Annotated in this window: 21 protein-coding genes; 15 read left to right on the top strand and 6 right to left on the bottom strand. The window is 55.1% G+C overall.

Annotated elements, in window-relative coordinates:
* The first annotated feature begins 10 nt into the window (after positions 1-10).
* The 6 genes from ACRQ84_RS05480 to ACRQ84_RS05455 all read left to right on the top strand — a co-directional run bounded on the left by ACRQ84_RS05480 (position 11) and on the right by ACRQ84_RS05455 (position 6255).
* Positions 11-664, top strand: a complete 654-nt coding sequence (locus ACRQ84_RS05480) for a DUF2291 domain-containing protein (protein ID WP_483817402.1) — start codon at positions 11-13, stop codon at positions 662-664.
* On the top strand, positions 661-2199 hold the full coding sequence (locus tag ACRQ84_RS05475) for a sugar ABC transporter ATP-binding protein (protein WP_483817401.1): 1539 nt from the start codon (positions 661-663) through the stop codon (positions 2197-2199). The genes ACRQ84_RS05480 and ACRQ84_RS05475 overlap by 4 nt, the downstream gene beginning before the upstream one ends.
* A gap of 22 nt (positions 2200-2221) precedes the next feature.
* Positions 2222-3277, top strand: a complete 1056-nt coding sequence (locus ACRQ84_RS05470; protein WP_483817400.1) for an ABC transporter permease — start codon at positions 2222-2224, stop codon at positions 3275-3277.
* A 73-nt stretch (positions 3278-3350) separates the two neighbouring features.
* Positions 3351-4298 (top strand): D-ribose ABC transporter substrate-binding protein, encoded by a 948-nt coding sequence (locus ACRQ84_RS05465; RefSeq protein ID WP_483817399.1) that lies wholly within the window; start codon positions 3351-3353, stop codon positions 4296-4298.
* Positions 4299-4451: 153 nt separating this feature from the next.
* Positions 4452-5312: a DeoR/GlpR family DNA-binding transcription regulator gene (locus tag ACRQ84_RS05460; RefSeq protein ID WP_483817398.1), complete on the top strand. Its 861-nt coding sequence runs from the start codon at positions 4452-4454 to the stop codon at positions 5310-5312.
* 187 nt (positions 5313-5499) lie between these two features.
* Positions 5500-6255 (top strand): YoaK family protein, encoded by a 756-nt coding sequence (locus ACRQ84_RS05455; protein WP_483817397.1) that lies wholly within the window; start codon positions 5500-5502, stop codon positions 6253-6255.
* Here the strand turns inward: ACRQ84_RS05455 and ACRQ84_RS05450 are convergent.
* The 6 genes from ACRQ84_RS05450 to ACRQ84_RS05425 form a co-directional block, all read right to left on the bottom strand.
* Positions 6235-7758, bottom strand: coding sequence for a GMC family oxidoreductase (locus ACRQ84_RS05450; protein ID WP_483817396.1), 1524 nt, complete (start codon positions 7756-7758; stop codon positions 6235-6237). The genes ACRQ84_RS05455 and ACRQ84_RS05450 overlap by 21 nt on opposite strands.
* Before the next feature lie 24 nt (positions 7759-7782).
* Positions 7783-8547, bottom strand: a complete 765-nt coding sequence (locus tag ACRQ84_RS05445; RefSeq protein ID WP_483817395.1) for a FadR/GntR family transcriptional regulator — start codon at positions 8545-8547, stop codon at positions 7783-7785.
* A gap of 238 nt (positions 8548-8785) precedes the next feature.
* On the bottom strand, positions 8786-9718 hold the full coding sequence (locus tag ACRQ84_RS05440) for a putative B6 ABC transporter permease subunit 1 (protein WP_483817394.1): 933 nt from the start codon (positions 9716-9718) through the stop codon (positions 8786-8788).
* Positions 9719-9721: 3 nt separating this feature from the next.
* Positions 9722-10813: a putative B6 ABC transporter permease subunit 2 gene (locus ACRQ84_RS05435; protein ID WP_483817393.1), complete on the bottom strand. Its 1092-nt coding sequence runs from the start codon at positions 10811-10813 to the stop codon at positions 9722-9724.
* Complete coding sequence (locus ACRQ84_RS05430) at positions 10813-12357, bottom strand: putative B6 ABC transporter ATP-binding protein (protein WP_483817392.1); 1545 nt, start codon at positions 12355-12357, stop codon at positions 10813-10815. The genes ACRQ84_RS05435 and ACRQ84_RS05430 overlap by 1 nt, the downstream gene beginning before the upstream one ends.
* A 25-nt stretch (positions 12358-12382) precedes the next feature.
* Entirely contained in the window at positions 12383-13411 is a 1029-nt protein-coding gene (locus ACRQ84_RS05425) for a putative B6 ABC transporter substrate-binding protein (protein WP_483817391.1), read from the bottom strand.
* Positions 13412-13499: 88 nt separating this feature from the next.
* Here ACRQ84_RS05425 and ACRQ84_RS05420 point away from each other — a divergent pair, with 88 nt between their 5' ends.
* The 9 genes from ACRQ84_RS05420 to ACRQ84_RS05380 all read left to right on the top strand — a co-directional run bounded on the left by ACRQ84_RS05420 (position 13500) and on the right by ACRQ84_RS05380 (position 23003).
* The gene (locus tag ACRQ84_RS05420) at positions 13500-13934 is read left to right on the top strand and encodes a hypothetical protein (RefSeq protein ID WP_483817390.1); all 435 of its coding nucleotides are present in this window, start codon (positions 13500-13502) and stop codon (positions 13932-13934) included.
* A 545-nt stretch (positions 13935-14479) separates the two neighbouring features.
* Positions 14480-15949: a 4-hydroxyphenylacetate 3-hydroxylase N-terminal domain-containing protein gene (locus tag ACRQ84_RS05415; protein WP_483817891.1), complete on the top strand. Its 1470-nt coding sequence runs from the start codon at positions 14480-14482 to the stop codon at positions 15947-15949.
* A gap of 61 nt (positions 15950-16010) precedes the next feature.
* Complete coding sequence (locus ACRQ84_RS05410; protein ID WP_483817389.1) at positions 16011-17456, top strand: amidase; 1446 nt, start codon at positions 16011-16013, stop codon at positions 17454-17456.
* Positions 17443-18753 carry an amidase gene (locus ACRQ84_RS05405; RefSeq protein WP_483817388.1) on the top strand — a complete coding sequence of 437 codons (1311 nt, stop codon included), beginning with the start codon at positions 17443-17445 and terminating at the stop codon, positions 18751-18753. The genes ACRQ84_RS05410 and ACRQ84_RS05405 overlap by 14 nt, the downstream gene beginning before the upstream one ends.
* Positions 18750-19850, top strand: a complete 1101-nt coding sequence (locus tag ACRQ84_RS05400) for an AbrB family transcriptional regulator (protein ID WP_483817387.1) — start codon at positions 18750-18752, stop codon at positions 19848-19850. The genes ACRQ84_RS05405 and ACRQ84_RS05400 overlap by 4 nt, the downstream gene beginning before the upstream one ends.
* Entirely contained in the window at positions 19847-20359 is a 513-nt protein-coding gene (locus ACRQ84_RS05395) for a flavin reductase (protein ID WP_483817386.1), read from the top strand. Before ACRQ84_RS05400 ends, ACRQ84_RS05395 begins: the two co-directional genes overlap by 4 nt.
* Positions 20360-20384: 25 nt before the next feature.
* Complete coding sequence (locus ACRQ84_RS05390; RefSeq protein ID WP_483817385.1) at positions 20385-21428, top strand: 2,5-dihydroxypyridine 5,6-dioxygenase NicX family protein; 1044 nt, start codon at positions 20385-20387, stop codon at positions 21426-21428.
* 216 nt (positions 21429-21644) lie between these two features.
* Complete coding sequence (locus ACRQ84_RS05385) at positions 21645-21854, top strand: glycine zipper 2TM domain-containing protein (protein WP_007888377.1); 210 nt, start codon at positions 21645-21647, stop codon at positions 21852-21854.
* 246 nt (positions 21855-22100) lie between these two features.
* On the top strand, positions 22101-23003 hold the full coding sequence (locus ACRQ84_RS05380; protein ID WP_483817384.1) for a DMT family transporter: 903 nt from the start codon (positions 22101-22103) through the stop codon (positions 23001-23003).
* Positions 23004-23129: the final 126 nt, after the last annotated feature.

Raw genomic sequence — 23129 nt, 5'->3', positions numbered from 1 at the left:
AGGTCATGTTATGTCCGATGTCTCAATCCAGGCCCAGCAAATCTCACGTAAGCGCGTCCGGCGCTATACCGCCATCGGCGTGGTGGTGATCGCGGTAATCGCCGCGATGGCACTCGACACGAAAGTCGTCAAAATGGGCTCCGCCGACGACGTGCAGGAGCAGGGCTTCTCGCCCGACAGTTATGGTCAGAAAACCTTCCCAACGATTCAGCAGGATGTGATGTCACGCGCAGTCGAGGCAAAAATCGTAGCCGACGCGCTGCAAACAAATCAGCAGGAAGCGGTGCAAAAATATGGCGTGGGCGCACCGCTGCCGGTATTCGCCATTAAGTTCGCAGGCGTGGTGCAAGCGGGCCAGATGGGCATCTTTCCGCTGAAAATCGATGGCTTACCGGCAGATATGCAAGTGCGGCTACAAACCGGTCCGGCGATTACCGGCACCGACCTGCGAGACGCCAGCGGCAAGATTCAGTTCGGCGATTTCACTAATCAAATCGAATATCAAAATGCCGGTTCGGCGATCAATCGCGCGATGAAAAGCGCGGTGCTCGACAAGCTGGATCGCGATGCGTTACCGGGCAAAACCGTGCAGGTGGTTGGCGTGTTCCGCTTACTTAACGCGAAGAACTGGATGGTGACGCCGGTCAGCATGGAGGTGAAATGAAACCGTTCAATGTCAATCCCGCCTTGCTCAAAGGTGAAGTGATCCTGCAGGCGCGCAACGTCAGCAAAATCTACGGCTCCACACACGCGCTGAAAGGCGTCAATTTCGAAATTCGCCGCGGCGAAGTGACCACGCTGTTTGGTGAGAACGGCGCGGGTAAATCGACGCTGATGAAAATTTTGTCTGGTGTAATTACGCCAACAACCGGGGAAATCTTATTACACGGCGAGGAGAAGACCTTTCGATCCGCCACCGAAGCGCGTGACTGCGGCATCTCGATTATTCATCAGGAGCTCAATCTCGCGCCGAATATGAACGTGCGCGACAACATCTTTATGGGGCGCGAAATCTTGAAGCCGGGCGGCGTCGATTATGCCGAAGAAGCGCGCGTGACGGCGCACCTGATGGCCGCGCTGGAAGAGGAGATCGATCCGCTGACGCCGGTAGAGAACCTGCGTCTTGGCCAGCAGCAGATTGTGGAGATTGCGCGCGCGCTGTCGGTCAATTCGCAGATTCTGATTATGGATGAACCGACCTCGGCTCTGAGCGCAGCGGAAGTGGCGGTGCTGTTCCAAGTGATCCGCGATTTAACCAGTCAGGGTGTGGCGATTGTCTATATCTCGCATCATCTGGAAGAGGCGCTGGAAATTACCGATCGGGCAGTGGTGCTGCGCGATGGCGTGATGACCGCTTATGCCAAACGCGATGAGATCGATCTGGAGTGGATCGTGCGCAACATGGTCGGCGATCATTTTGATCTGGGTTCGCCGCCACAGGGTTACGACTTTGGGCTACCGGCGCTCACGGTGCAGGATCTGACGCTGAAAAGTAAAACCGGCATACGGCTGGTGGATAACTTATCGCTGGCGGTACAAGCCGGAGAGATCGTCTGCATTTACGGCCTGATGGGTGCGGGCCGCACCGAGTTGCTGGAGTGCATCGCCGGACGCTTGCATCAAAGTAGCGGCCACATTCTGTTGCAGGACACCGAGATCTCCTCGCTCAACATTTCCCAACGCATTGAAATTGGGCTGGCGCTGGTACCGGAAGATAGGCAGCGCGATGGCCTGGTGCAAACCATGTCGGTGGGCGAGAACCTGTCGCTCGCCAGCATCGGCGACTTTGTGCGCGGGCTGGTGCTCTCCAGAAGCCGGGAAAAACAGCTGGTCAATGACAGCATTCGCAACGTCACGGTGAAAACCGCCGGCGGTGAAGCGGCGATTGGCTCGCTCTCCGGCGGTAACCAGCAAAAAGTGGTGATTGGCAAAATGCTCGCCACGCGTCCGAAAGTGATTTTGCTGGATGAGCCGAGCCGCGGTATCGATATCGGCGCGAAAGCGGAAGTGTTTCGCCTGTTAGCCGAGAACGCCAAAAAGGGGCTGGCGGTGGTGTATACCACGTCGGAAGTGGGTGAGTGCCTGAGTATTGCGCATCGCATTGTGGTGATGAGCAAAGGGCGCATCTCTGCCATCTTCGACGCGAGCGTCAGTAAAGAACGCATTATGGCCGCTTCAGGCGAGTCTCTGGTGGCATGACATGAAAAGTGGAGCAAAAGGTATGAGTGACAGAACACAAACGCTGGATACGCCGCCGGTGATAACCAGGAAAAAGAGCGACAAGCAGCTGAATGTGGCGCGTCTGCTGCTGGAAGGGCGCGCATTTATCGCGCTGCTGGTGATTATCGCCACCTTCTCCTTCCTGTCGCCTAACTATTTTACCGGTGCCAACTTCCTGACCATGGCGTCACATGTGGCGATCTTCGGCTTACCGGCGATTGGCATGCTGCTGGTTATTCTTAACGGCGGCATTGATTTGTCGGTGGGATCCACGCTCGGTCTGGCCGGCGTGATGGCTGGATTTATGATGCAGGGCATCAATCTGGAAGCGCTCGGCGTGGTGCTCTATCTGCCAGTGTGGGCAGTGGCGATCTTAACGCTGGTGGTGGGGGCGCTGGTGGGCCTGGTGAACGGCGTGCTAATCGCCTGGTTCCGCGTCCCGGCCTTCGTCGCCACGCTGGGCACCATGTATGTGGCGCGCGGTATTGCGCTGCTGATCACCAACGGCCTGACCTACAACAAACTCTCCGGTAGCGACGCGCTGGGGAATACCGGCTTCGACTGGCTCGGCTTTAATCGCATCTTCAACATCCCGGTTGGCGTGTTGGTGCTGGGCGTGGTGGCGCTGGCCTGTGGTTTCCTGCTCAGCCGTTCGGCATTTGGTCGCTGGCTGTATGCGTCCGGCGGTAACGAACGTGCGGCCGATCTGTCGGGTGTGCCGGTGAAACGCATCAAAATCAGCGTCTATGTGCTATCCGGCGTCTGCGCCGCCTTGGCGGGACTGGTGCTCTCCTCACAGCTCACCTCGGCGGGGCCAACCGCCGGTACCACTTATGAACTCACCGCGATTGCGGCGGTAGTGATTGGTGGCGCGGCCTTAACAGGTGGACGCGGCAACGTGCGCGGCACGCTGCTTGGCGCATTTGTGATTGGTTTTCTCTCTGATGGCCTGGTGATTATCGGCGTCTCTGCTTACTGGCAGACGGTGTTCACTGGTGCCGTGATCGTGCTGGCGGTATTGCTCAACACTCTGCAATACGGACGGCGCGCTCGCTAACTCACGTGCGCTGTTTCAGCAGCGCGCGGATATCCGTAAAACCTGTACCCCTAATAATAACGGAGCACCAACTATGTTCTCAAAACGTCTCTTCATCGCGGCCGCAGCTATGGCCATCACCACGTTTGCTGCACCCACCTGGGCAGATAACGGGTTAATGACCATCATCGTTAACGATCCTTCCAACCCTTACTGGCTGACAGAAGGTCAGGTAGCGCAGAAGGCCGCTGAGAAGCTTGGCTACAGCGCCAAAGTCAGCGCCCACAAAGGCGATACCAACACTGAAAGCCAGCTGATTGATACGGCAATTACCAACAAATCAAAAGCGATTATTCTCGACCCGGCGAATGCTGATGGTTCGGTCGGTTCGGTGAAAAAGGCCATCGCCGCCAACATTCCGGTATTTATCATCAACGCCGAGCTCAACCAGAGCGGCCTCGCCAAAGCGCAGTTGGTCTCTAACAACGCGCAGGGCGCGGCAGTCGGTGCGATGGAGTGGGTGAAGCAGGTGGGCGATAGCGCTAATTATGTTGAGCTGGTGGGGCCGCCGTCGGATAACAATGCCGCCACCCGCGCCAACGGTTTTGATACCGTGCTGACGCAATATCCCACGCTGAAAAAAGTGGGACAGGAAGTGGCAAACTGGGATCGTACGCAGGGCTTCAACAAAATGCAGTCGCTGCTGCAGGCCAATCCCAACATCAAAGGTGTGATCAGCGGCAACGACGAAATGGCACTGGGCGCGATCGCGGCGCTTAAAGAAGCCGGTAAGCTGAATCAGATCAAAGTGGGCGGTTTTGACGGTTCGCCGGATGCAGTTGACGCAGTGAAAGCCGGTACGCTGGCCTATACCGTAATGCAGCCGGTGGCGCAGTTCGCACAGAAAGCGGTTGAGCAGGCGGACAGTTTCCTGAAAACCGGCAAAACCGGTGCGGCCTCCGAGAAGCAGCTGTTTGACTGCATTCTGATCACCAAAGAGAATGCGGGCAACTTCGCTTCGCCGTTTGTGTTGAAGCAGTAAGTTAAACCTGGTCGCCATAAATGGCGACCCTACAACAGACCTATGCGGATTTTGTAGGGTGCGCATTTATGCGCACCAGGACAATTTGCCAAAACATGGTTTAAACGCTGTAATAAGTGCCGAACCCGCTTTTCGCTTCACACCGGATGAAATATGGCGCACAACCCGCAGGACTCTTCCCTTAATGTGTTTATGGCCGAAGCCTTACCCAGCGATAGCCGTCAGGCGCGCCAACTGGCGCGTCGCCAGTTAATCGCCGAAGCGGTGATGGCCGAAGGGGCGATCCGCATCGAAGATATCACCGAACGCTTCGGTATCAGTTTGATGACCGCGCATCGTGATATCGACGAAATGGTAGAACGTGGCTTACTGCACAAATCGCGCGGCGTGGTGTCTGCTACGCCAACCAGCCTGGTTGAATCCAGCGATATCTATCGCGCCACGCGTCAGCTGGAAGAGAAACAGGCGATTGCCGATGTGGCCGCCACCTATCTCGAACCGGGACAGGCGATTTTCCTTGATGATTCCACTACCGTGCTGCAAATGGCGCGGCTGCTCTCGGCACGCGCGCCGCTAACGGTGATCACCAACTCTCTGACCTTAATGAACGAGCTGCGTAACGGCCGCGATATCACCCTGATGGGGCTGGGCGGACAGTTTTATCACTGGTGCAATGCGTTCATGGGCCGCATGACACGGGATGAAATTGCCAGCCTGCGCGCCGACGTGTTTTTCGTCAGCATGTCAGCGATCATCGACGATGCAGTGTTCCACCAATCCGCCGAAACGGTAGAGACTAAGCGCGCGATGTTTGACGCCGCGCAGAAGCGTATTTTGATGATGGATAACACCAAGTTTGAACGTCGAGCGTTGCATCGCTTTGCTCATCTGAGTGAATTTGATGTGGTGATTGTCAATCAGGGCACGCCGGTGCCTATTTTGCGCCGTATGCAGGATTTAGGCGTGAATGTCGTTGTTGCACCGATGAAAACGCACAGCGCCTCCATTCTCTAGGGGCGCAATTTATGGCGACCGATATTTACATCCGATAATTTACGTTAATTTAAATAACTACAAACTTGATTGCTTTTTTTAGTTTCTTTAACACTCTTGATAAATATTCAGGGGTTTCCTGGCTATTAATTTCCCAAACTGCTCTAAGTTTATATTTTGGCCCTATTTCAGAATGATGAGGTATCTGATGCTGATTAAACTTAAACGCACACGAACGCATGATGAGGACAGGAATCTGGCAATGTGGCTCGCCACTGCTGCCGGCGTGCTCAACGCGATCGCCTTGGGGGCGTTTGGCTTTTTCCCCTCACACATGTCAGGGAATACCTCACAATTATCCAGCGAAGTGTCGAACGTTAATTTCCGCGATATCACCTTTTTGGCCACTATCCTGTTTGCCTTTGTTTGTGGTGCGGTCACAGCGAGAATGGTGGTGATCAGCGGTTTAGCGAATGGCAATCGTATTATATTCTGCCAAATACTGTGGGCTGAAGGGCTTGCTTTAATCGTGTTATCGCTGTTTGAAATGTTCTTTTATTCATCGGCTAATAATCGCGAAGTCATTGTGATTCTGGGCTTCCTGATGGGCGTACATAATTCAACGTCAACGCAATTATCCAATGGCCGCGTACGTTCAACCCATATTACCGGCACGCTGACAGATGCGGGGATATCCCTGGCATCCGTAATAGCCGCGCTGTTTCGCCGCGATCCGTCGAAAAACATCTCGGGCCAGAAACGTCAGTTATGGACGCATCTGACCACGATTTTCTCCTTCCTGATTGGCGGTATTGTCGGTTTGCTGATGTTTAAACATCTCGGTTTTAAAGCCATGGCGATGGTGGGTGGCATATTAGTGATTGTTGCCACGCTGGCGATGGTCAGAACCGTGGTGCGCGTAAAAAACAACCGTTCGCTGGCGTTAAAACCTTCCAGCAAATGATTCTGCCAGCGCCAGTAACGCCGCATGAACCGGACCGCTGGTAATGCTCGGGATAACAGAGGCATCGACAACGTAACCATTCTCCAGGCCGTGAATGCGCAGACGGCCATCCACCACTGAATCGCTGGCGGTTTTCCCCATCTGGCAGGTGCCGACTGGATGATGATGGGTGATCACCGCGCGGGCGATAAAGTCATTCAGCGCGGCATCATCCTGAATCTCCGCACCTGGCAGCCACTCTTTTTCCCGCCACGCATCTAAAGCCGCATCGCTACCAATCTGACGGGCGATTTTCAACGCTTTCAGGAAGGTTTGGCGATCGTAGTCCGTTTGCAAATAGGCGGGATCGATCAGCAATTGATCGCGGCTATGCGCGCCAGTCAGGCGAATCTGGCCGCGACTGGTGGGCCGCGTTACGCCGCACAGCAAGGTATAAGTGGTACCGGGTTGCGGTTGCGGGAAACTTTCGGCCACTGAAGGTGCGCAAACGCAACCTAATACCACATCGGGTTGAGCATCGCGTTCGCGGATATCCGCCGCATTGAGATACATCAGTGATTCCGAGTGCTGCAAGCGGGTTGGGGCGATCGGTTGCCGAGCCAGCCAGACGTTACCCGCCGCCAGCAGGTGATCATGTAGATTCTTGCCGACCTGATGCAATGGAATCTGGCAGTCAATGCCAGACTCAGCCAGTTCGCTGGCGCTGCCAATGCCCGAACGCATCAACAAGGCTGGAGAAGCCAAAGCGCCCGCTGACACAATCACGGTGCTGGCGCTTAAGGTCAATGCTTCACCGTTACGGTGGCACTCCACAGCGCGAATACGGTGGTCATCAATCAGCAGCTTTTCGACCTGAATATTGAGCAGGATACTGAGATTAGTCCGCTCACGCGCGGGTGTCAGCCAGGCATCGGCGGCAGATACGCGTTTGCCGTGGCGAATGGTCAGCGAGTTGGCCGCTACGCCGCACAGCTGCCCGCCATTGTGATCACCCAACCAGGGCACACCCTGATTCAGTCCTGCCTGCATATAACTTTTTACCAGCGGATGAACATCTTCATCAGGCAGCCAGACATCAAGCGGGCCGGTATCGCCATGTACAGCGCTGGCACCCTGAGAAAAGCGCTCACTTTTAATAAACCACGGCAGTAAACCTTGCCATGACCAATGATCATCGCCGGTGGCGTGTGCCCAGGCGGCAAAATCGTCTTGATGACCACGCACATGCGCCATCGCATGCAGGCAGCTGGAACCGCCCACGACGCGCCCGCGCGGCCAGGGGTGAATACGATGGGCGGTACCCGCTTGCGGTACGGTGGCATACTGCCAGTCGTAACATCGTCCCTGAATCCGCGGCCACATGGCTGGATTAGCGATGTCAGGATCGGTTGGCCACGCGCCCGCTTCCAATAGAGCCACCTGGCAATCCGGATTTTCTGAGAAACGTGATGCCAATACTGAACCTGCCGAACCCCCGCCAATAATCAGCACATCGTAATGCATTGCTTTTCTCCCCGGTTAAAATGCTCAGGCGTAATCCTTCTTCGAAGGCGCAAAGCCCAGGCGACTGATGATTTTTTGCTGAACCACTGCAAGGTGCTGCCACATGGCGCGCTCGGCACCGTCGGAATCACGGTTGGCGATGGCATCCGCGATTTGATGATGTTCACGATCGCGCTGTTCAATACGCTCCTGCGTGGTCTCTTCGTCGCTTTCGGCGAAGCGCAGACGGCTGTCGCTGGCAACCTGATTGAGTAATACAAACAGTTCACTCACCAGGCTATTGCGAGAACCCACGGCAATGGCGCGGTGAAAACGCTGATCGGCTTCGCTGGGCGAGATATTGTTGGGCGTGCTGGCCGCGGCTTTTATCGCGGCAATTTCTTCCGGCGACGCGCGCAGGGCAGCAAGACGCGCTAACGCCGGTTCAAGCATCATACGCATCTCCATCACTTCCAGCGGATTGGTGGAGCGCACCAAGTCACTGCCAATAAAGGTGCTGACCGGATCGACCGAAGCCGTTACGGCAACCGGCTGGGTTCTGGGCTTACCGGAGGTGATACGACGTCCCGGGCGCGCGGGAGGAATATCACCGCGATCGCGCATCATCTGTAGTGCAAGGCGCAGCAGATGACGCTTTACATTGAGTTTTTCTGCCAGCACGCGCTCAGCAGGTAATCCACCCTTCGCGGATTTAAGTTTGCTGATTTGCGTGACCAGCTGTTCCAGCTTCTCCTGCTGCTTCTCTTTGACTGGCGAGCGTTCGGTCTGCGAAACGTTATTGGTTGTCATGGGCGTTCCTGTCATTGTTCTTTTCCGCTATAACCGGAGTAGGGATGTTGATGATCTTTGCCATGCAACCAATAAAAATGGTTATTGTAATAATTATGAGCAAAAACAGATCACTAAATTCTCAACTCGTCATTATCTGACGCAGTAGAATCACGATTTCCCCATCATAACCGAAAAAAAAGCGCGCACAAAACCATTTATGAATTGGTTGATTTTTAAGGTTGAGAAACACAGTATGTTAACGTGCGCCGCGTACGTAAGGCGCGCCTAACGCCGCAGGCAAGCTAGCGCGACGTCCGAACAACAGCAGCACCAACATGACAGCAATAAACGGCAACATCTGAATCACATCGGTGGGTACATCGATGCCCAATACCTGCAAGGCAGTGGTCATTGATAAGCAGCAACCAAACAGCAGCGCACCGGCCAGCACCCATAATGGTTTGCCGCGCGCCAGCATCGCCAGCACAATACCGATAAAACCGTTGCCTTGTGTCATAAAGGGGACAAAGATCCCCGCGCCAATTTGTGACATAAATGCGCCGCCTAGCCCCGCAAACATGCCGGTGATCACCACCGCAATGGTGCGGGTGCGTAACACGTTGATACCTGCGGCATCCAGCGCAGCCGGTTTATCGCCGGCCGCCTGGAGATACAGTCCGGCGAGAGTGGATCGATAGATCCAGGCAAACAGCGGTACCGTAAGCACGGCCAGATAGACAACCAGCGGCTGATTAAACAGTACCTGACCAACCAGCGGAATCTGATGCAAACCGGGAATTGCCCAGCTATCGACGTTACCCAAACGGGGATACGTACGGCTGAACTGGAAATAGTGCAGCAGGGCGGTGGCGCCTTCTGCGCCGAGCGTTATGGCAATTCCTACCACAATTTGATTCAGCCGCCACCAGACGCACAGCAGCGCCATCAATGCGCCGGTCAATCCACCGCCGAGTGCACCGGCCAGCAGGCCGAGCCCCATCGACTGACTTTGCCAGGCAACATAAAAGCCAAGATAACCCCCGCACAACATCATGCCTTCGAGGCCGATGTTCAGCACACCCGCTTTCTCGGAAAGCTGCTCGCCCAATCCCGCCAGCAACAGCGGTACGCCCGCGATGACCGCGCCGAGCAGCAGTGATGTCAGGAAGCCAACCGTAAACAGATCCATGTGCTACCCCTTTTTCTGGCGTTGACGCTGTTCAACGCATTCGGTTAACCCCAGTACCAGCATCAAGACGGCAACCGTCACCAGGGTGAAATGGTTCGGAATATCCATGCGCCGGGCGGCGCTTTCGCTGCCGATGGAGAGCATTGAGAACAGGAAGACAAACGCAATGGTGCCAAAACCGTTAAAGCGCGCCAGAAACACCAGAGGAACCACCACCAATCCGTAAGCGGGATTCCAGTCGGCACGTACGTTGCCTTGAACGCCCATGATCTCTACCGCGCCGCCTAATCCTGCCAGCGCCGCCGACAGGGCAAACACCGCCAGCGTCAGTAGGCTCACCGGGATTCCGGCATGAATTGCCGCCTGCGGATTGGCTCCCACCACGCGGAGTTGCAGGCCGAAAGCGCTGCGCGTCATCATCCAATGCACCGCTAAAATCGCCACTAAACCAATCAGTAAGCCAGAGGAGATATTGCTGCCAAACAGCGCCGGTAAGCGATCCTCCCACGGCAAGGTGCGGGTCTGGGGCACGGTCGTGTTGGGATCAAAAAACACCAGCTTCACCAGTACGTTGGCCAGCGATATCCCCAAAAACGACATCATCATAGTGGTGATGATTTCATTGATGTTTTGCCACGCCTTCAACAGGCCCGGCAACAGCGCCCAGATAGCGCCGACCACCACGGCGGCAAGCATCGCCAACAGCAGCGTAAGCCAGACCGGCACGCCCCAGCCAATCAGTGCGGGAGCCAGCGCGGAAGAGGTGACTGCACCGAGCAGAAACTGCCCGTCACCGCCGAGATTCCACAGCCCGGCGCGAAACGCCACAATCAGGCTGGCGGCGATCAGCAGCAGCGGCCCCATGCGCGTCAAGGTGGCAGCCAGACCGGACGGCGTGAACAGCCCTTTACGCACAATATAGGCGTAATATTTCAGCGGGTTAACGCCCATCATCAGCAGCAGGCTGCCGGTGATCGCCAGCGCAATCAGCAACGGCAGCACGGAATAGGCCAGACGCATCAGCCAGACTTTCGTCCACGAAGGCAGCACCACCGCTGGCGATGACAAGCCGGTTTGTTCGGATTGACTGTTCATCAATGTACTCCACTCATCAGTTCACCCACGCGCGAGCGGGCGCGGGGATCGTTTTCGACCACGCCAACAATCTGGCCTTGTGACATCACCGCGATGCGGTCGGCGAGTTCCAAAATCTCTTCCAAATCGGTGGAAATCAGCATCACGGCGCTGCCGGATTCAGCGGTTTCGCGGATTCGCCGGCGCGTTGAGCGAATATTTTGTAAATCGAGGCCGTAGGTGGGTTTGGAGAAGATGACCGCGCGCGGCGTGCCCCCCAACTCGCGTGCCAGCACCGCTTTTTGAATATTGCCGCCCGAAAGCTTACCAATCGGGGTATCCGTTTGCGGTACGCGAATGTCGTACTCGCGAATGCGCACGCGACTCCACTCGGCGATGGCAGCGGTTTGCTCAATGCCGTTGCGCCAGAAAGGGGGATCGCCGATCTGCTTGAGCAGCAGATTGGTGGCAACCGGAAAAGTCCCCACCGTCCCTTCGCCCAACCGATTATCGGTGACATAGCGCAGACCGCGTCGCCGCCGCTCACCAATCGAGTCGCTCTCAATGGACGTGCCATCCAGCCAGATGCGGCCGCTACTGAGCGGTCGCTGTCCGGCAATCGCCTCAGCCAGCTGTTTCTGCCCGTTCCCATCAATACCGGCCACGCCGATGATTTCTCCGGGCCGAATGCGCAATTCAATGCGGCTCACCGGCATCAGCGCGTCATTAACCTCCAGCGCATGGATTTCCAGCACCGGACTGGCATCGTGCTGACAGCTACTGCTGCGCTCGCGGTGTTCGGCTTCACGACTCTGAGCCGCATCAAGATTAAACATCAGTTGCACCACCCGACGCGTGGCTTCTTCGCGGCTTAACGCACGCAAGCTATCGGGGGTGATTTCGCCCACTTTGCGGCCAAGGCGCAGCACTGAAATGCGGTCGCCCCAATCCAACGCTTCATTTAATTTGTGGGTGATAAACACCACCGCTAACCCTTGCGCCACCAGACGTCGCATGAGCTGCCCCAGTTCGCTGGCATTCTGCGGTGTAAGCATCGCGGTGGCCTCATCCAGAATCAGCACCCGGCTGCCGCGGAGCAGCGTGCGCACGATTTCAGCCTGCTGCTGCTCGCCGAGTGACAGCGAACCGGCGGTCGCATAAGGATTGACCTGCACGCCAATCTCTTTGCTGACGCGCGCAATTTCCTGGGCAAAACGCGCGCGCGGCGGGCGCTTCCACCAACGTTCGCCCAGCACAAAGTTATCGACCACCGAAAGGGAAGGCACCATCATGGAGTGTTGAAACACCGTGCCGATACCCAAGTCCAGCGCCCGCTGTGGCGAGTGAATGCTTTGCTGCTCGCCAGCCAGCGTGATGCTGCCTTCATCAGGCTGCAACAGGCCGGCGAGCATACTCACCAGCGTCGATTTTCCCGCGCCGTTTTCACCCAGCAACACATGAACTTCTCCCGGCCACAAGGCGAAATCGACCTGATCGTTGGCGACAATGCCGGGAAATCGTTTGGTAATCTGCTTAACCGACAGCACGGGCGCGATATCACTCATAATGGGCTCCGGTAATTGAATCGATTTAGGATTTTCCGCTGTTCAATAAATCATGCAGCGATTTAGCATCATATTCCGCCGGCACTTTTATTGTGCCGGCAATAATTTGTTGCTTGATTTGTTCAACGCTCTGCCAAATATCCCCAGGAATATGATCGGTCTTTAATAAGCTGATGGAACCATCGGCTAATGAGGTTTTGTAGTTGTGGCTGCCATATTTATCGGCTTTTAAGTCGGTAATCATGGCACTAAATACCGGCGTGAGGTTCCATAACACCGAACTTAATAAATTGCCTTTATCTATTTTTGATTTATCGCCAATCACGTCGATGAAATAGACTTTTCCGCCATCGGCGGCTTTGGCGGTTTCAACGGCCTGCAACATGCCAAAGCTGGAACCATTACCCTGACCAAAGATGATATCTGCACCGGCGGCAATCACCGACGCGGTGACGCGTTTGCCGCCCGCCGCATCGCTATAAGCGGCAGGGCCGATCACCGCGTAACGGATTTTAATCTGCTCGTTAGTTGCGCGGGCACCGCGAATAAAAGCATTTGATTGCGCATTCCATGAAGGCGGTTCGCCCGAGACCACCATGCCGAGCGTACCGCTGCGGCTCATTTTCGCCGCCAGCACGCCCGCCAGATACGCGCCTTCATGGCCACTGACGGTGTAATCAGCCACCAAACCGGATTTCAGTGCAGCTGGACTGTCAGTCACTGCCACTGGCACGTTGTTCTGCGCACCAATCTCTGGCGCGGCTTGGTTGTAGCCGCTGGCGTGCGCAATCAACAGCTGAGCGCCATCGTCGATCAAATCGCGCATCGCCGGACGCACATCGCCGTAACTCAAATTTTCTGCCACCATCACTTTCACACCCTGTTTTTCCCCGGCGGCTTTAGCGGCATCAATGCCTTGCTGGTTCCAGCCAAAATCTGTTCCCGGCTCGGGAGAGAGTATCGCAATGGATTTAATATCGGCAGCCTGGCTGCTGACGCAATAAAATAAACTGATAAACAGCGCGGAGCGAACTAATTGCCAACTTCTCATCATGGCATTCCTCATTAATTGTTGTTGACATCAGGTTAAATTAAATAAATATTCACTTTGTTAACTCATCACTTTAATTACGACGAGATCAATGATGCGAATTCAGTGGCTAATAAGTTTTGCTGTTATTATTTCCGCTCCGCTGTGGGCACAGGAAACGCTGCATGTGGCAAGGGGAACGCAAGGACTGGATAAGTTTGTTATCGCCATTAATAACCAGGGCAAACAAGCGTTGTCGTGTGAGGTGGCGACCGCCCATTGGTATTCGGTGGCATTGGGGGAGGTTACGCCTGGCAAATCCCTGCACACCACGCTGTGGAAAAACAGCGGCAGCGGCGAGGTGTTTATCCTTAATCAGCATCAGGATCGCATGCCAGTACAGCGATTTTGGTGCGGCCAGCAGGGTGCCAGTTGGCAGACGCGCTATCAATTTACGCTGCCCGATCGTCGCCAGTTGCGACCGCACTCGCTTACCTTTGCCTGTCGCGCTGGAGATAAAACCACGCAATGCCAGGCTTCCCGTTGATGTTGCATACTGTTTTGCCGCCATTCTCTCCTCCGCACAAATGATTAACGGAATGCACAGTGTAATCACAGGGTTGCGTTGTTACGCGCACCACCCTTACACCGGTGCATTTCATTAAGCTATTCACACAACCAATATGCAACCAATATTTTTGGTTGAACCATATCATTTGGTTATCACTCGTCTGCAGGTCATACTAATTTCCAGTGACGGAAAGCGGCACAGGGGATATCTATAAGATTCAAACATTAAACCAAAAAAATTTATATCTATTAATTTCAACGTATTAATCACAGGTCGCATCGGCTTTCACCGCTGTTATTTCAGCATTTTACGCAGTCAATTTCACGATTAACCAATCACCCCACAACCAATTTTAATGGTTGAAATGTTTGTGCTGTTATGTTTTTCTGGCATCACCGGGATCGCCAACACCAGAGGAAACCCGGAAATGGTTGAGTAATTGGTTTAACTGTTCGACCCGTCGTGAAGAGGTCTTTGCGGCGTGACAGATTCTCAAACTCAGGGGGTAGCCAGTGGAAGCGATGTTGAAAGGCGTAGCACAACAAAAACTGAAAACCGGCGCGGAGTTCAAAGCTTCGTTAGATGATGGTCGCCAGTTATGGGTTAACGGCAAAAAACTGGAGAAAGTCACGGATGAGCCGGCGCTTGCTGCGGGTGTCGACCTATTGGCATCGATGTTTGATGACCAGTTCACCGCAGAACATGCCGACGCCACCACCGTCACCGACAGCGTGACTGGCGATGTCTACAGCCGCTCCTGGCAAATCCCTCGCACCATTAGCGAATTGCAGGATCGTCGTAAGATGATTGAGTACACCTCGCTGAAAACCGGCGGCACCTTTGGTCGTCCGCCGGATTTGGCTCCGGCAATTGCGGTGGGTTTATATGCCTATCTGCCCACCTTTAAAGCTAAAAAATCCACCTTCGATGGCTGCCAGCCGGATTTCGCTGAAAACATTGAGCGCTATCTCGCTTATGGTCGCGACAATAACCTTACTGCATCCGAAAGCCTGACCGGTCCGCAAACCGATCGCTCCTCTCCGAAAGCGGGTGAAGCGTCACTGCTAAGGGTGAAAAGCATTGAACGCGGCGGCATACGCGTCTCCGGTGCAAAAACCGTCGGCTCGATTGCGGCGCAGGCCAATGAAATCTTCTTTACCAACCTAGGCGGCATCCAGGAAACGCCCGCGGAAGCCTGTATTTGGGGTTCCATCCCCATTAATTCCGACGGCATTCGCATGATTTCACGTGAAATGGTGTCGCATCCGCAAGCCGATCCCTTTGACCATCCCATCGCGCGACTGGGCGAGGAGGCCGATCAGTTCATCATCTTTGATAACGTGTTTGTGCCGACTGACCGTATTTTCAATCTCGGCGATCCTACGGCCATGCAATATTACGGCCCGGTTTGTACCTTTGCCCACTGGCACGTGCTGACGCGTCTGGCAGTGAAGGCCGAGCTGTTTGTCGGGGCCGGACAATTGGTGCTGGATGTGCTCGGCACCGGTCGCATTCCTGCGGTGCAGGCGATGCTCGGGGAACTGATTGAGTATGCGCAGACGCTGCGCGCCTTCGTCTATGCCGCCGAAGCCAAAGCGCAAATGACCGAGGGCGAAGTGATGGCTCCGGATGTCGGCATGTTAACGGCGGGGCGCCTCTATTCGATCCAGCACTATCCACGCATCATCCATATTTTGCAGGAGATGTGCGGACAGGGTTTGGTGATGCGCTTTGGCAAAGCCGCGTTCGACAATCCAGATATTGGCCATTACCTGCACGACTTGTTGGTGGGTCACGGTGCCAGCGCGATGGAGAAAGAGCAATTAATGAACTTTATCTGGGATATGACCACCAGCTCCCTGGCAGGGCGCGTGGCGCTGTTCGAAAACGTGAACTCCAGCCCGGCACCGCGCCTGCGTGCGCGCCTGTATGAAGAAGTAAAACGCGATGTCTTTGTTGACCAGGTGAAGAAGCTCGCCGGTTTGGCGTAATGCAGCCGCAGGGTCGCCCTGTTTGGCGGCCACACGTCACTGACGGGTAACGGAGAATCGCATGTTTAACAACTATGCAGACTATGACGGTCTGGGACTGGCTGCGCTGATTCGTCAGCGGCAGGTCAGTGCAGAAGAAGTGCTGGAAACCGCGATCGGCCTGTGTGAACAGGGTAATCCTACGCTGAATGCGGTGGTGCATCCCGCATGGGAACAGGCGCGCCAGCAGCTGCGGCAGGGTTTACCCGATGGTCCGTTTGCTGGTGTGCCGATGCTGATCAAAAACACCGGTTTTGAGGTCAACGGCCAGCCTTTATCCAGTGGTTCGCACTTATTCAGTGACGTGGTCTCTTCGCAGGACAGCACGCTGATTGCGCGTTATCGCCGGGCGGGATTGCTGCTGCTCGGCAAATCAAACACCCCGGAGTTTGCCTTGAGTTTTACCACCGAGCCTCTGGCTTACGGTGCTACGCGCAATCCCTGGGATCTCTCGCGAACACCAGGAGGATCCTCCGGCGGCTCGGCGGCGGCGGTCGCTGCCGGATGGATGCCGCTGGCCAATGCCTCTGACGGAGCCGGTTCCACACGCGTTCCGGCGTCACATTGCGGCCTGTTTGGTTTTAAACCCAGCCGCATGCGCAATCCGCTTGGCCCGGTAGCGGTTGAAGCGATTGCGGGGATGTCGACGCCACACGCCGTGAGCTGGTCGGTCCGCGATAATGCCGCGCTATTGGATATCAGTTCGGGCGCAGATCGCGGCGATCCTTATGCTGCTCCCGCCAGCCCACACAGTTACCTTCAGGCCGTAAGCCAGGCGCCGCGCCCGCTTCGTATTGGGTTGATTAGCCGTTCGCCGTTGGGGAATCCCATCGATCCCGAGATTTTGCAGGCGGTTAACCAAGCGGCCAACTTATGCAGCACGTTGGGCCATCAGGTTGAACCGGCTGAATGTCGCTACGATGCCGAAGCCTTGATGCGCGCCTGGCGCATTATTTTGGGCGTCAACGTTGCCAATGGCATGAACAGTTTTGCCGCGGCGCGCGGCATCAGCGATCCGCTGTCGCGCCTAGAGCCGGTTAACCAGCAGTGGATCAGAGAAGGGCTTAACTGGCGCGGTACCGACTATTTGTGGGCGGTAAACCAACTACACGCCTGCGCCCGCGCCATGGGACAGTTCTTCAGTCAATACGACATTCTGCTGTCGCCGGTCACCAGCGAAGTCGCGCCGTTACTGGGTGTGATGCACGGTGATACCGAGGATCTTGATGCTTTCTATCAACACTTCTGGCAGCACGGTCCCTTTACCTGCGTATTCAATGCCGCTGGCTGCCCGGCGATGAGCGTTCCGCTAGGTATGTCGAGCGCGGGATTACCCATCGGCGTCCATTTTGGCGCGGCATTTGGTGATGAAACCACGCTGTTTTCGCTCGCCGGTCAACTCGAACAGGCGCAGCCCTGGTTCCATCGTCGCCCCCCCTTTAACAGGAGTTCCCATGTCTCTGTCTGAGCAGGCCATTCTGGCGCTAACGGCCCGTGAAGTGGCGTCCAAAGTGCAATTGGGTGAATTAACCGCCAGCGCGGCAATTGAAGTGCGTCAGGCACATATTGCGCGCCGCGAACCGGCTATTTTAGCGTGGGAAACCTTAGCCAATGAACAGGCATTACAAGCGGCACAAGCGCTTGATGCACGACGAGAAAAAGGCGCACTCGCGGGCGTGGCGATCGGGGTTAAAGATGTGATTGATACCGTCGACCTCGCGACCGGCTACGGTTCGGCACTGTACCGCGGATTTCATCCCGCGTGGGATGCCAGTTGTGTGGCATTGGCGCGCCGCGCTGATGCCGTGATCATGGGTAAAACCGTCACTACCGAATTTGCCATGGCCAGCCCGAATCAAACCCGTAATCCGCATAATCCCGCACACACGCCGGGCGGTTCATCGAGCGGTTCCTGCGCGGCCGTCGCCGCTAATATGGCGCAGGTGGCTTACGGTACGCAGACTTCTGGTTCGATTATTCGTCCGGCCTCTTATTGCGGGGTGGTGGGATACAAACCGAGTTTCGGCACCATTAATAGCACCGGTGCCAAAGTGCTGGCGCATTCGCTGGACACCATTGGTGTGATTACCCGTAACGTGCGTGATGCAGGCTTTGCCAGCGCGGTGTTAGCCAGCCAACCAGCGTTGAACGTGGCAGAGGCGTCTGCAGCTCCGCGCATTGCCGTGTTCCGTTCTTCAAACTGGGCGCAGGCGCAGAGTGAATCACAATCGGCGGTGGAGTTTGCTGCCTCGCAATTGGCCGCTGCCGGCGCGCACGTGAGTGATATCGCCACGCCGCCCCATTTCGAGCACCTGTTCGCTATGCACGATGCGGTGATGGGGTGGGAAGTGGCGCATGCGCTGGCATTCGAGCATCGTCGCAGTGAAATCAGTGATGTCACCCGCCGTTTTCTCGATTTCAAAGCGAAATCCACCTTTGCGCAGTATCAGCAGGCGCAAGCGGCACTCAGCGAGTGGCGTCACAGGATGCAGAGTCTGATGGCAGATTTCGACCTGATTTTGACGCTGGCGGCGCCCGGTGAAGCACCAGCAGGATTAGCCGCTACTGGCGATCCGGCCTTTAACCAGGTCTGGACACTGCTGCATACGCCGTGCATTACCGTCCCGGCCACGCGTGGCCCCAAAGGCTTACCGGTAGGCATTCAACTGGTGGGTCGCATTGGCGACGATGCGCGTCTGCTGCACGGCGCAGCGTGGATCGAAGACCATTTAGCGGTTAATCAGGATTTTACAGGGGTGGTATGAAACTCACTGCGTCAGCTGTTTCGCCTTCACGCAGTAATCAACTGATTCAGTGGGGCGGCCTCTTTGTGCTGGCTGCTGCCATTTCTCAGTTGCTGACGCTGATCAACTTCCCGGCTGCCGCACTGTTAGGTTCCATGCTGGCCGGCGTCTGTTTTGCTGTGAGCGGCAATGAGCGCCGCTTATGGCGGCCGGTGTTTCTGCTGGCGCAAGGGGTGGCCGGTTGCTTGATTGCCACCAATTTAACGCCCGTGATTTTGCTCTCGGTCATCAGTAACTGGCCGATCTTATTGCTGTCGGTATCCGCCACGCTGTTATTTTCATTTTCGATCAGTTGGGCACTTCGCTATTTCGGCAATGTGTCGGCAGAAACGGCGATATGGGCCGCTATGCCCGGTATGTCGAGCGCCATGGTGATAATTGCTTATGAACGTAACGCCGATGGACGGGTGGTGGCGTTGGTGCAATACATCCGACTCGCTTCAGTGGTGTTGGCCGTAACGCTGGTATCCCATCTTTTCGCGACGCCCGCCACCGTGATCAGCAGTGCGAGCTTGTTCAGCTTTACACCAATTGCCCTCAGCGCCTTAGGCAGTACGCTGGCCATTGCCGCACTTGGGCCGCTGGCAACGCGTTACCTCCGTTTTTTACCGGCGGCAGCGATGATGGTGCCGCTGATCGTAGGCGCGCTGCTGAGCGCTAGCGATGTCTATCATATGACGCTGCCCAGCTGGGTGCTGAATCTGGCGTTTGCCGCCATCGGATTGGAGGTGGGACTTAAGTTCACGCGCGAAATTCTGCTGCGCCTGATTCGCATGATACCGCTGGCGCTCCTGGCTTCACTGGCGTTGATTGCACTCAGCGCACTCTTTTCACTGCTGCTCAGCTATTTGATGAACGTCGATCTCCTGACGGCGTTTCTGGCGACTGTGCCAGGCAGCATCGACTCCGTGGCGATTGTGGCGATTGCCAGCCACGTTGATGTGACCTTTGTACTGGCGTTACAAACCGTGCGCATGTTTGTGGTGGTATTGGGCGCGCCTTTTTTTGTGCGGCAACTGCGCCGGTTACCCGGCTGGGAACGAGAGGAACTGAAATGACAACCAATGAAATACCCCTGGAAGAGCAGTTTAAAAGTGCCATGCGTCAGTTAGCTACGGCGGTAAACATTATTACTACCGGCAAAGGAGAAGGGCGCCGCGGGATGACCGCCTCGGCGGTATGTAGCCTGACGGTGACGCCACCGATGGTGCTGATCTGCGTCAACCATTTTGGCGAAGCGCATCGCGCCATACTGGAGAACGGGTCCTTTTGCGTCAACGTGTTAAATGCCGACCAACGCTTTCTGGCGGATATCTTTGCCGGTCAGGCGGGCGTCCCTCCCAGTGAGCGCTTTCATCATGCAGACTGGAGCGAACTCGCCAGCGGCGCACCGGCGCTGGATGATGCCTTAGTGAATCTCGACTGCCGCATTGCAGAACGCGTGCAGACCTCCACACATAGCGTATTTTTTGGTGCAGTTGAAGCGATTCGCTTTGGTCATGCACATCCACCGTTACTGCATTTTGATCGTCAATATTTCTCTCTGGCGGCGCCTGGCATCGCCTGAATCTCATCTGCACGAGGAGCATAAGATGGCTGTAAGTGATAGCGACTTAGTAAAAGGTTGGCAGCATGTTTTGAACTTGTGTCAATTAAAGGCGGGCGAGCAGGTCACCATTCTCACCAGCACCGATTCGCATCCTCAGGTAGTGAATACCTGCGAAATTGCCTGTGGGTTATTGGGGGGTGTCGTCACGCGTTTGATGCTGCCACCGATGAACGGCGAAAAGGCGCTGAGCCCGGATAAATCGGGTTATGTTGGTAAAACGGCACTGGAAACCAACACCGTGGCGCTGAATGCGCTAAAAAGCAGCGATCTGATTATCGATACAATGCTGCTGCTGTTTTCGCCAGAGCAGGAAGAAATTCTCAAAGCCAATACGCGCATGCTGCTGGCGGTTGAACCGCCGGAAATTCTGTTGCGTTTGCTGCCCACTCTGGCCGATAAACAGCGTGCATTGGCTGCAACCCAACAGCTGCAGCAGGCGAAGACCATGACGGTAACCTCAACGGCGGGTACCCACTTTAGCTGCGCTTTGGGCGATTATCCGGTGTTAACCCAATATGGCTTCTCCGATGCGCCGGGTAAGTGGGATCACTGGCCAAGTTGCTTCATCGCCCGCTGGCCAAATGAGGGCAGCTCAAATGGTAAAATTGTTATTGATAGCGGCGATATCCTGTTGCCGTTCAAACGTTACGCGCGCGAGCCGGTCACGTTGATTATCGAGGAAGGTTACATCCGCAGTATTGAGGGCGGCTTTGACGCGGAGTTTATGCGTAATTTTATGGATTCATTCAACGATCCAGAAGCCTACGCCATGGCACATGTAGGCTGGGGATTAATGACGCGCGCCCACTGGAGCACACTAGGCTTGTACGATCGTCAAGCCACCATCGGCATGGATGCACGTGCCTTCGCCGGAAACTTCCTGTTCTCCAGCGGCCCGAATACCGAAGCGGGCGGAACGCGCGATACCCCGTGCCATCTTGATATCCCTCTAAGAAACTGTTCGCTGTCGCTGGATGGCGTGCCGATGACCATCAACGGCAACGTCATGGCCGAAGATCAGCGTTAAACAAGTCACCAGGTGCGCATCCGTGCGCACCTGACATTAAGCACGATTCTCTGCGCGCCAGTACCACCATTAAATAAGAATTTTTACCTTCCGCCTGATACCAAAACACCTTAAATTCACGCCGACGAGCAGTGCCAGTCATTACAGATTGGGTATTTTAACAACAATCAAATAAACACTTTTGCATGCCATAAAATAATGGCAGTGAGGCTTTGTATGCTTTTAAAACGCAGCTGTAAAATTGCTATGGTTATGTTGGTGATGTTTTCTGTGACCGCCTGCGGTATGTCGCATCGTGGCCGAAACACCGCGATTGGCGCTGGCGTCGGTGCGGTAGGCGGGGCGGTTTTAACCGGCGGCAGCACCTTCGGCACGCTCGGCGGCGCAGCCATCGGTGGTTTAATTGGTCATGAAGTGAGCCGTTAATTTAATGACGGCCACATGATAAGTGTTGGCAAAAATAAAGTAATGGGCGTATTTGATTACCGCTTTAAATGATTAACTTGTAAAAAAGTCGCTCAAGGGCGGCTTTTTTTTACCCTGTTAGCCGTCTGTTCCCACCGCTTAAGAAATATAATGCCGTGCAAGGTCGATGATTAAGTGACGAATTTCGCGGTTGTTGACGTATCTTAATCCAACTCTTCTCGACACATTTCCAGGCCACATTAAGTAATGAGTGTTTCAACCGGCATCTCAATGAAAATTATGGCTGCACTCAGTTCAACGCTGATGCTTGCCTGTGTTAAAGGCCTCGGCGGAAACGTGCCCGTTGGCGAAGTCATCTTTTTCCGTTCGTTTCTCGCCATGCTTCCTTTACTACTTTGGCTGCGACTGCAAGGAGGGGTGAAAGAGGGGATAAAGACCTCAGACGTCAAAGGACATTTTTTGCGTGGGCTAGCAGGAACTGGCGGCATGTACCTGAGTTATCTCTCTCTACTCTACATTTCCCTGGCCGATGCCACGGTGCTTAACTACGCAGCACCGCTTTTTACCGTTATTCTTGCAGCTATTATTCTGCGCGAAAGGGTGAAATTTTATCGTTGGATAGCGGTGCTAACAGGGTTCGCGGGCATTGTGGTGATGCTTTCAGGCCTGATCGCTTTTTCCGGTTCCTCAATCAGTTTTGCTTCTTCTGCAGGCGTGATGCTGGCAATCGCCGCCGCGGTATGTACTGCGGGAGCATCGATACAAATCCGCTTTCTAAATAAAACAGAAAAACCCGGTGCCATCGCTTTCTGGTTTGCGGTCATGACCGCTTCAACATCACTGCTTACCCTCGCTGCCGGTTGGAAAATGCCTGATAGCCGTGAACTGCTGTTACTCGTCGGCTGCGGTTTGTTTGGTGGAATTACGCAAATCCTTCTGACGCTCAGTCTGCGATATGCAGACGCTTCATTGCTTGCACCATTTGATTACACCACGCTGATTTGGTCAGTATTGATTGGCTTTATGTTCCTCGGAGCATTACCGGGGATTAATACCTTTGCGGGTGCGGCGCTGGTGATGGCGGGTGGGTTATTTTCCGTCATTGGCGAGCAGCGGCAGCGAAAAGCCACAAATCTTCAGTTACCTTAGTTTTCAACCGTTGTGTAGTTTGGGGATTTCGCTTAGCAGCGTCAGCATCTGAGGATCTCAACATAACCAATCCAACGAAATATCCGCATCTTCGAGGCGGACATCTGAATTTAGCCGTTACAAACC

It is taken from the genome of Pantoea sp. E2023-21, from assembly GCF_051302795.1.
Classification (GTDB): Bacteria; Pseudomonadota; Gammaproteobacteria; order Enterobacterales; family Enterobacteriaceae; genus Pantoea; species Pantoea ludwigii_A.
Note: the sequence above shows the minus strand (reverse complement) of the source record. Positions and strands in the feature narration are given on the sequence as shown.

What these genes read in the sequence shown, in the direction of transcription:
- ACRQ84_RS05480 (WP_483817402.1), top strand. Translation starts at nt 11, where the DNA reads ATGTCCGATGTCTCAATCCAGGCCCAGCAAATCTCACGTAAGCGCGTC.
- ACRQ84_RS05475 (WP_483817401.1), top strand. Translation starts at nt 661, where the DNA reads ATGAAACCGTTCAATGTCAATCCCGCCTTGCTCAAAGGTGAAGTGATC.
- ACRQ84_RS05470 (WP_483817400.1), top strand. Translation starts at nt 2,222, where the DNA reads ATGAGTGACAGAACACAAACGCTGGATACGCCGCCGGTGATAACCAGG.
- ACRQ84_RS05465 (WP_483817399.1), top strand. Translation starts at nt 3,351, where the DNA reads ATGTTCTCAAAACGTCTCTTCATCGCGGCCGCAGCTATGGCCATCACC.
- ACRQ84_RS05460 (WP_483817398.1), top strand. Translation starts at nt 4,452, where the DNA reads ATGGCGCACAACCCGCAGGACTCTTCCCTTAATGTGTTTATGGCCGAA.
- ACRQ84_RS05455 (WP_483817397.1), top strand. Translation starts at nt 5,500, where the DNA reads ATGCTGATTAAACTTAAACGCACACGAACGCATGATGAGGACAGGAAT.
- ACRQ84_RS05450 (WP_483817396.1), bottom strand. Translation starts at nt 7,758, where the DNA reads ATGCATTACGATGTGCTGATTATTGGCGGGGGTTCGGCAGGTTCAGTA.
- ACRQ84_RS05445 (WP_483817395.1), bottom strand. Translation starts at nt 8,547, where the DNA reads ATGACAACCAATAACGTTTCGCAGACCGAACGCTCGCCAGTCAAAGAG.
- ACRQ84_RS05440 (WP_483817394.1), bottom strand. Translation starts at nt 9,718, where the DNA reads ATGGATCTGTTTACGGTTGGCTTCCTGACATCACTGCTGCTCGGCGCG.
- ACRQ84_RS05435 (WP_483817393.1), bottom strand. Translation starts at nt 10,813, where the DNA reads ATGAACAGTCAATCCGAACAAACCGGCTTGTCATCGCCAGCGGTGGTG.
- ACRQ84_RS05430 (WP_483817392.1), bottom strand. Translation starts at nt 12,357, where the DNA reads ATGAGTGATATCGCGCCCGTGCTGTCGGTTAAGCAGATTACCAAACGA.
- ACRQ84_RS05425 (WP_483817391.1), bottom strand. Translation starts at nt 13,411, where the DNA reads ATGATGAGAAGTTGGCAATTAGTTCGCTCCGCGCTGTTTATCAGTTTA.
- ACRQ84_RS05420 (WP_483817390.1), top strand. Translation starts at nt 13,500, where the DNA reads ATGATGCGAATTCAGTGGCTAATAAGTTTTGCTGTTATTATTTCCGCT.
- ACRQ84_RS05415 (WP_483817891.1), top strand. Translation starts at nt 14,480, where the DNA reads ATGTTGAAAGGCGTAGCACAACAAAAACTGAAAACCGGCGCGGAGTTC.
- ACRQ84_RS05410 (WP_483817389.1), top strand. Translation starts at nt 16,011, where the DNA reads ATGTTTAACAACTATGCAGACTATGACGGTCTGGGACTGGCTGCGCTG.
- ACRQ84_RS05405 (WP_483817388.1), top strand. Translation starts at nt 17,443, where the DNA reads ATGTCTCTGTCTGAGCAGGCCATTCTGGCGCTAACGGCCCGTGAAGTG.
- ACRQ84_RS05400 (WP_483817387.1), top strand. Translation starts at nt 18,750, where the DNA reads ATGAAACTCACTGCGTCAGCTGTTTCGCCTTCACGCAGTAATCAACTG.
- ACRQ84_RS05395 (WP_483817386.1), top strand. Translation starts at nt 19,847, where the DNA reads ATGACAACCAATGAAATACCCCTGGAAGAGCAGTTTAAAAGTGCCATG.
- ACRQ84_RS05390 (WP_483817385.1), top strand. Translation starts at nt 20,385, where the DNA reads ATGGCTGTAAGTGATAGCGACTTAGTAAAAGGTTGGCAGCATGTTTTG.
- ACRQ84_RS05385 (WP_007888377.1), top strand. Translation starts at nt 21,645, where the DNA reads ATGCTTTTAAAACGCAGCTGTAAAATTGCTATGGTTATGTTGGTGATG.
- ACRQ84_RS05380 (WP_483817384.1), top strand. Translation starts at nt 22,101, where the DNA reads ATGAGTGTTTCAACCGGCATCTCAATGAAAATTATGGCTGCACTCAGT.